Annotated in this window: 8 protein-coding genes; 5 read left to right on the forward strand and 3 right to left on the reverse strand. The window is 71.6% G+C overall.

The window, feature by feature from the left end; all coding sequences use genetic code 11:
• The first annotated feature begins 162 nt into the window (after positions 1–162).
• From ACGF2Y_RS32585 to tyrS, 3 genes are all read left to right on the forward strand, one after another.
• Positions 163–1686 carry a TldD/PmbA family protein gene (locus tag ACGF2Y_RS32585; protein ID WP_392954915.1) on the forward strand — a complete coding sequence of 508 codons (1524 nt, stop codon included), beginning with the start codon at positions 163–165 and terminating at the stop codon, positions 1684–1686.
• Entirely contained in the window at positions 1683–3077 is a 1395-nt protein-coding gene (locus ACGF2Y_RS32590) for a metallopeptidase TldD-related protein (RefSeq protein ID WP_392954917.1), read from the forward strand. The genes ACGF2Y_RS32585 and ACGF2Y_RS32590 overlap by 4 nt, the downstream gene beginning before the upstream one ends.
• Positions 3078–3141: 64 nt before the next feature.
• The gene (gene tyrS / locus ACGF2Y_RS32595; RefSeq protein ID WP_392954919.1) at positions 3142–4413 is read left to right on the forward strand and encodes a tyrosine--tRNA ligase; all 1272 of its coding nucleotides are present in this window, start codon (positions 3142–3144) and stop codon (positions 4411–4413) included.
• 142 nt (positions 4414–4555) lie between these two features.
• Here the strand turns inward: tyrS and ACGF2Y_RS32600 are convergent, their stop codons facing one another.
• Complete coding sequence (locus ACGF2Y_RS32600; protein ID WP_392954921.1) at positions 4556–4921, reverse strand: hypothetical protein; 366 nt, start codon at positions 4919–4921, stop codon at positions 4556–4558.
• Positions 4922–5154: 233 nt separating this feature from the next.
• Positions 5155–5433, reverse strand: a complete 279-nt coding sequence (locus tag ACGF2Y_RS32605) for a GlsB/YeaQ/YmgE family stress response membrane protein (RefSeq protein WP_392954922.1) — start codon at positions 5431–5433, stop codon at positions 5155–5157.
• 199 nt (positions 5434–5632) lie between these two features.
• Between ACGF2Y_RS32605 and ACGF2Y_RS32610 the strand changes: the two genes are divergently transcribed.
• Together ACGF2Y_RS32610 and ACGF2Y_RS32615 are read left to right on the forward strand one after the other, a co-directional pair.
• The gene (locus ACGF2Y_RS32610) at positions 5633–6010 is read left to right on the forward strand and encodes a DUF3099 domain-containing protein (protein WP_392954969.1); all 378 of its coding nucleotides are present in this window, start codon (positions 5633–5635) and stop codon (positions 6008–6010) included.
• Positions 6011–6231: 221 nt separating this feature from the next.
• On the forward strand, positions 6232–6489 hold the full coding sequence (locus ACGF2Y_RS32615; RefSeq protein WP_392954924.1) for a hypothetical protein: 258 nt from the start codon (positions 6232–6234) through the stop codon (positions 6487–6489).
• A 3-nt stretch (positions 6490–6492) separates the two neighbouring features.
• Here ACGF2Y_RS32615 and moaA read toward each other — a convergent pair whose 3' ends face one another.
• Positions 6493–7482 (reverse strand): GTP 3',8-cyclase MoaA, encoded by a 990-nt coding sequence (moaA, locus tag ACGF2Y_RS32620; protein ID WP_392954926.1) that lies wholly within the window; start codon positions 7480–7482, stop codon positions 6493–6495.
• Positions 7483–7715 lie beyond the last annotated feature (233 nt).

Here is a 7715-nt window from a genome sequence, read left to right on the forward strand (position 1 = left end):
GCCGATCGAGGAATCGGGCCCTGACAGTGGCTTGTCCGGGGTGCTGTTGGGTTCCCACAGTTCGCACACTTGCGTGGTCGGCCCACGCGTCTGTGATATCCCCCGGTGCGGTCACCCTCCGGCGTGGTTCACTGCCGTGGTGTATCGAGAAGGGAATTCCCTGTGCCCCACGAGGTAGATCAGTCATTCCTGGCCCTGCCGTCGCGCCCGCTGGCCGACGCGGCGCTCGCCCGAGCGCGGGCGCTCGGCGCGACCCACGCCGACTTCCGGCTGGAGCGGGTGCGCAGCGCCTCCTGGCGGCTGCGGGACGCCCGTCCGGCCGGGGCGTCGGACGGTACGGACCTCGGGTACGCGGTGCGGGTGGTGCACGGCGGGGCGTGGGGGTTCGCGTCCGGAGTGGATCTGACGATGGACGCGGCCGCGAAGGTGGCCTCGCAGGCCGTCGCGATGGCCAAGCTGTCGGCGAAGGTGATCGCGGCGGCCGGGTCGGACGAGAAGGTCGAACTGGCGGACGAGCCGGTGCACGGCGAGCGGACCTGGGTCTCCGCGTACGACGTCGACCCCTTCTCCGTACCGGACGAGGAGAAGGCGGCGCTGCTCGCCGAGTGGAGCGGGCGGCTGCTGCGCGCGGAGGGCGTCGCGCATGTGGACGCGTCCCTGACGGCCGTGCACGAGAACAAGTTCTACGCGGACACGGCGGGCACCGTCACCACGCAGCAGCGGGTGCGGATCCACCCGCAGTTCACCGCCGTCGCGGTGGACGGCACGACCGGTGGGTTCGACTCGATGCGGACCATCGCGCCGCCGGTGGGCCGGGGCTGGGAGTACCTCACCGGGACCGGCTGGGACTGGGACGCCGAGCTGGACCGGATCCCCGGGCTGCTCGCGGAGAAGATGCGCGCGCCGAGCGTCGAGGCGGGGACGTACGACCTGGTCGTCGACCCGTCGAACCTGTGGCTGACCATCCACGAGTCGATCGGCCACGCCACCGAGCTGGACCGGGCGCTGGGGTACGAGGCGGCGTACGCCGGCACCTCGTTCGCCACCTTCGACCAGCTGGGCAAGCTGGCGTACGGCTCCCCCGTGATGAACGTGACGGGCGACCGCACCGCCGAGCACGGGCTCGCGACCATCGGGTACGACGACGAGGGCGTCGAGGCGCAGTCCTGGGACCTGGTGAAGGGCGGCACGCTCGTCGGCTACCAGCTGGACCGCCGGATCGCGAAGCTGACCGGGCTCGGCCGCTCCAACGGCTGCGCGTACGCGGACTCGCCGGGCCATGTCCCCGTACAGCGCATGGCGAACGTGTCGCTCCGGCCGGATCCGGGCGGGCTGTCGACCGAGGACCTGATCGGCGGGGTGGAGCGCGGGATCTACGTGGTCGGCGACCGGTCCTGGTCGATCGACATGCAGCGCCACAACTTCCAGTTCACCGGGCAGCGCTTCTTCCGCATCGAGAACGGCCGTCTCGCCGGACAGCTGCGCGATGTGGCGTACCAGGCGACGACCACGGACTTCTGGGGCTCGATGGAGAAGGTCGGCGGCCCGCAGACGTATGTGCTGGGCGGCGCGTTCAACTGCGGCAAGGCCCAGCCGGGCCAGGTCGCGGCGGTCTCGCACGGCTGCCCCTCCGCCCTCTTCCGGGGCGTCAACATCCTCAACACGACGCAGGAGGCCGGACGATGAGCCGCGTCAGCAAGCCGTACGAGATCGTCGAGCGGGCCCTGGATCTGTCCACCACGGACGGCCTGGTGGTCATCGCCGACGAGCAGTCCTCCGCCAATCTGCGCTGGGCCGGCAACGCGCTCACCACGAACGGGGTGACCCGGGGCCGGACCCTGACCGTCATCGCGACCGTCGACGGGGCGAAGGGGACGGCGTCCGGTGTCGTCTCCCGGTCCGCCGTGACCACGGACGACCTGGAGCCGCTGGTGCGCGCGGCCGAGGCCGCCGCGCGCGGTGCGGGTCCGGCGGAGGACGCGCAGCCGCTGGTGAGCGGGGTGCCCTCCTCCCCCGACTTCACGGACGCGCCCGCCGAGACGGGTTCGGAGGTCTTCGCGGACTTCGCCCCGGCGCTCGGTGAGGCCTTCGCCCGCTCCCGGGCCGGGGGCCGCGAGCTGTACGGGTTCGCGAACCACGAGCTGACCTCCACCTACATGGGTACGTCTACGGGGCTGCGGCTGCGCCACGACCAGCCGAACGGGACGCTGGAGCTGAACGCGAAGTCGCCGGACCGGACGCGCTCCGCGTGGGCGGGCCGGGCGACCCGGGACTTCAAGGACGTCGATCCGGCGGCGATGGACGCGGAGCTGGCGCAGCGGCTGCGCTGGGCGGAGCGGCGCGTCGAGCTGCCCGCAGGACGGTACGAGACGCTGCTGCCGCCGACCGCGGTCGCGGACCTGCTGATCTACCAGCTCTGGTCGTCGACCGCACGGGACGCCGTCGAGGGCCGGACGGTGTTCTCCACGCCGGGCGGCGGTACGCGGCTGGGCGAGACGCTCTCCCCGCTCCCGCTCACCCTGCGCAGCGACCCGCACGCGGCGGGCCTGGAGTCGGCGCCGTTCGTGATCGCGCACTCCTCCGGCGACAGCGGTTCCGTCTTCGACAACGGGCTGCCGCTGGCCCCGACGGACTGGGTCCGGGAGGGGAGGCTGGAGCGGCTGACGACGACCCGGCACACGGCGGGCCTGACCGGGCTGCCGGTCGCCCCGGGCATCGACAACCTGCTGCTGGAGGGCGGTGGCGAGCGGTCGCTGGAGGAGATGGTCACCGCGACGACCGGGCGGGCGCTGCTGCTGACGTGCCTCTGGTACATCCGCGAGGTGGACCCGGCGACGCTGCTGCTGACCGGGCTGACCCGGGACGGCGTCTATCTGGTCGAGGACGGCGAGGTGGTCGGCGAGGTGAACAACTTCCGGTTCAACGAATCGCCGGTGGACCTGCTGTCCCGGGCCTCGGAGGCGGGGCGTACGGAGAAGACGCTGCCGCGCGAGTGGGGCGACTGGTTCACCCGGGCCGCGATGCCCGCGCTGCGCATCCCGGACTTCAACATGAGCTCGGTCAGCCCGGGGGTGTGACCCGCCTAGACTGACCCGTACATCTCCACCAGCATCTCTGCCAGTCGTAAGGAGCACCGGAACCGTGACGGACATCGTCGACGAGCTGAAGTGGCGCGGGCTGTTCGCCCAGTCCACTGACGAGGACGCATTGCGCAAGGCTCTCGCGGACGGTCCCGTCACCTTCTATTGCGGCTTCGACCCGACCGCCGCGAGCCTCCACGTGGGGCACCTGGTGCAGGTGCTCACCATGCGGCGGCTCCAGCAGGCCGGGCTGAGGCCGCTCGCCCTGGTGGGCGGCGCGACGGGCCAGATCGGTGACCCGCGGCCCACCGCCGAGCGCACGCTGAACGACCCGGAGACCATCGCCGCCTGGGTGCGGCGGCTGCGGGGGCAGATCGAGCCCTTCCTCACCTTCGACGGCCCGAACGCGGCGACGATGGTCAACAACCTGGACTGGACCGCGGGCATGTCCGCGATCGAGTTCCTGCGGGACATCGGCAAGCACTTCCGGGTCAACAAGATGCTCACCAAGGACTCGGTCGCCCGCCGGCTGGAGTCGCAGGAGGGCATCAGCTACACCGAGTTCAGCTACCAGCTGCTCCAGGGCATGGACTTCCTGGAGCTGTACCGCCGGCACGGCTGCACCCTCCAGCAGGGCGGCAGCGACCAGTGGGGCAACCTCACCGCGGGCATCGACCTGATCCACCGCCTGGAGCCGGGCGCCACCGTGCACGCGCTGGCGACGCCGCTGATGACCAAGGCGGACGGGACGAAGTTCGGCAAGTCCGAGAGCGGCGCCGTCTGGCTCGACCCGGAGATGACGACGCCGTACGCGTTCTACCAGTTCTGGCTGAATGTGGACGACCGGGACGTCTCGCGCTACCTGCGCATCCTCAGCTTCAGGAGCCGTGAGGAACTCGAAGAGCTGGAGAAGCTGACCGCGGAGCGACCGCAGGCCCGCGCCGCGCAGCGCGCGCTGGCCGAGGAGCTGACCACGCTGGTGCACGGCGGTGCGCAGTGCGCCGCCGTCATCGCGGCGTCGAAGGCGCTGTTCGGGCAGGGCGACCTGGCCGAACTGGACGAGGCGACGCTGAGCGCGGCCCTGTCCGAGGTGCCGCACGCCGAGGTCGCCGAGCTGGGTCCGCTGGTGGACCTGCTGGTGGAGGTCGGCCTGGCGCCCAGCAAGTCGGGGGCACGCCGCACGGTCAAGGAGGGCGGCGCCTACGTGAACAACGTGAAGGTCGCCGACGGCGAGATCGCGCCGGACGCCGGGGAGCTGCTGCACGGGCGCTGGCTGGTGCTGCGCCGGGGCAAGAAGAACCTGGCGGCCGTGGAGGTCCGCCCGGCGGGCTGACTCCCTCCGCACCACAGCGCCGCGGCCGGACACATTTCCTCGTGTGTCCGGCCGCGGCGCTGTGGTGTCAGGGCCCGGCTCGGCCGTCGTGCGGGGCGGTCTCCGGCGCGTGGGTCGCCGACCGGCCCTCACGGGACGTCCGTCATCCTCCCTGCGCCTTGATGTGCTCGATGACCTCGTTGAAGTCCTTGGTCGGCGAGAAGTCGATGTACTCGCAGTCTTCGAGCGCCACCGGGGCGTGTCCGGGCGGCCAGTAGAACGCCTCACCCGCTTCGTAGAGATCGTCGCCGTGGGGCGTCCGCATCTTCAGCCGGCCCTTGAAGAGATAGCCCCAGTGCGGGCACGGGCAGAGGTCGTCGGCCAGCCCCTTGAGAGCCGGGCCCATGTCGGTGCCCTCGGGAAACCTCACAAAGGCGACCGACAGGTCTCCACCGACGTCCTGAACACGCAACTCCACTCCGTCACCTTCGATGACGACAGGAGCATCCCTTCGTGTCGTCGCTGTCATGGCTCCTCCTTGCTCACCTGTTGAGGAGACAGCAAGTACTTCCTCCCTCCAGTCTGGGCCCGGCAACGGCACACGGCGAGCCCGGTACCGGCCGGGGGACGGCGGCAGAGCACGGCACCCGTCTTCCGGCGCGCTGCCCCTCCCGCACATGACAGCGCCGCGGCCGGACACGCGTTTCCCGCGTGACCGGCCGCGGCGCTGTGCCGGCCTCGGTGCCGTGGTGACCCAGTGGGTCAGGTTCTCTGACTCCGGTTGCCCCGGAGCGCCTGCCAGGCCATGTCACCGACGGCGACGACCGCCACGGCGCCCGCCAGCTGGAGCGCATGACGGATCCAGTCGATGCCCCTGGTGTCCTCGACACCGATCCAGCCGGCCACGGCGTTGCCGAGGATGCTGCCGAGGATGCCGAACACGGCTGTCAGCCAGAGCGGGATGTCCTGCTTGCCCGGCAGGATCGCTCTGGCGATGACACCGAGCACCAGTCCCACGATGATTGCCCACAACCAGCTCATTTCGCCTCCTCGTACGGCGCGGAGTGCGCGTCCGCCCAGTCTTGGCCCGCCGCCCCGGCGGCGCATGCCCGGCTGGACCGTCCGGGGGACCCCGGCCAGTCCGCCGAACGCGCCCCGGTCGCCTGCCCGGCGGGCTGCGGGCGTACCGTGGACACGGCCCGGTCCGGGAGTGCCCGGCGACGAGATCTGGTGGTGGAGCATGCTGCGGAAGAGCGCGGATACGGAGGTCTTCCGGATCACGGGCGCCCGTCAGGGGCTGGAGGACGACGTCCGGGGCCGGCAGCGGCGCTATGTGATCTCGATGTCGGTGCGCACGGTGTCGGTGGTGCTGGCCGCGGTCCTGTGGAACGTGGAACGGCATGTGGCGATCGTGGCGCTCGCGCTGGGCGTGCTGCTGCCGTACGTGGCGGTGGTCATCGCCAACGCGGGCCGGGAGAACGCGACTTCGCTGCCGACGACGTTCGTGCGGATGCCGACGCCGCCTGCTCTGGAGGCCGGGCCGGCGTCCGGGCCGGCGGAGTCCGGGGACGCCGAGGGGGCGTCCGGCCGGGTGCCGCCGCCGCACGAGCACCTCTGATCCCGCAGGCCCCGCAAAGCTCAGGAAAAGCTCAGATCAATCATGACGTTCCGGTGCACCGCACCCCGGTCCCCGTGACATACTTCAAATGCGCTCCGCATCCCCCGTCGGAGCGACGGACCGACGCCGGGCAGCTCCCCCCGTGGCTGCTCGGCGTCGCCCTTTCTCCGGCCGGGGATGCGTCAGAAGGCTCGCGGAGCACCTGACTTAGGCTGGGTCACGTGATCTTTCCCGAGACGTCCGCCGAGAGTCCCACCGGTGCCCCGCTCTGTTCCGCCAAGGGCTGCCGGGCCGCCGCCGTGTGGGTGCTCGCCTGGAACAACCCCAAGCTGCACACGCCCGAGCGGCGCAAGACCTGGCTGGCCTGCGAGGAGCACCGGGAGCACCTGTCCTCGTTCCTGGGGGTACGGGGTTTCCTCAAGGACGTGGTGGCGCTGAAGGACTGGGAACCCGGAGCAGAGGGCTCGCGGGACGCCTGAGTCTCAGCCGCCGATCGCCGACATCGGGCGGTCGGGCTGCAGGAAGGACGGGTCGTCCAGTCCGGAGCCCGCCTTCTTGCCCCACATGGCCACTTCCCAGAGCCGGGCGATCTCCTCGTCGGACGCGTCCCCGCGCAGTGCCCCGCGCAGGTCCGTCTCCTCGCGGGCGAAGAGGCAGGTGCGGACCTGGCCGTCGGCGGTGAGCCGGGTGCGGTCGCAGGCGCGGCAGAACGGGCGGGTGACGGAGGCGATCACGCCGACGCGGTGCGGACCGCCGTCGACGGTCCAGCGCTCGGCGGGAGCGGAGCCGCGGGACTCGTCGCTCTCGGCGGTGAGGGTGAAGCGGGTGCGCAGCGAGGCGAGGATGTCCCCGGCGGTGATCATGCCGTCGCGCTTCCAGCCGTGCTGGGCGTCGAGGGGCATCTGCTCGATGAAGCGGAGCTCGTAATCGTGGGCGACGGCCCAGGCGAGGAGCTCGGGGGCCTCGTCGTCGTTGAGTCCCGGCATCAGGACGGAGTTGACCTTCACCGGGGTGAGCCCGGCCTCGCGGGCGGCCTCCAGTCCGTCCAGGACGTCCTTGTGGCGGTCACGACGGGTGAGGGTCTTGAAGACGTCGGGGCGCAGGGTGTCCAGCGAGACGTTGACCCGGTCGAGGCCCGCGGCCTTGAGGGCGGTGGCGGTCCGCTTGAGTCCGATGCCGTTGGTCGTGAGCGACATGCGGGGGCGGGTGGTGAGCGCGGCGCACTGCTCGACGATGGAGACGAGGCCGGGGCGCAGCAGGGGCTCGCCGCCGGTGAAGCGGACCTCGGTGATGCCGAGCGAGGTGACGGCGATACGGATCAGGCGCACGATCTCGTCGTCGGAGAGCAGCTCGCTCCTGCCGAGCCACTGGAGGCCCTCTTCCGGCATGCAGTAGGTGCAGCGCAGGTTGCACTTGTCGGTGAGTGACACGCGCAGGTCGGTGGCTATCCGGTCGTAGGTGTCGATGAGCACGGTGGGCCCCTCCCCCGGTGGTTTCCGCAGCGGTACGGCAGCTCTTGCTCACGAGCCTACGTGAGACCGCTGACATCGGGGTGGCCCGTTTGCCACGAGGTGCGGCCGGGGGGCCGCCGGGGGCGAACCCACCCCCCCCCCCCCCGGGGGGGGGGTGTTGTGCCCGCTAGGGCCCGCGACGGGGTGGGGGGGGGGGGCCCGCCCGGGTGGTCAGTTGGGGAGCCGCCCCGGGT

Source organism: Streptomyces sp. NPDC048142, assembly GCF_043202835.1.
Lineage (GTDB): Bacteria > Actinomycetota > Actinomycetes > Streptomycetales > Streptomycetaceae > Streptomyces.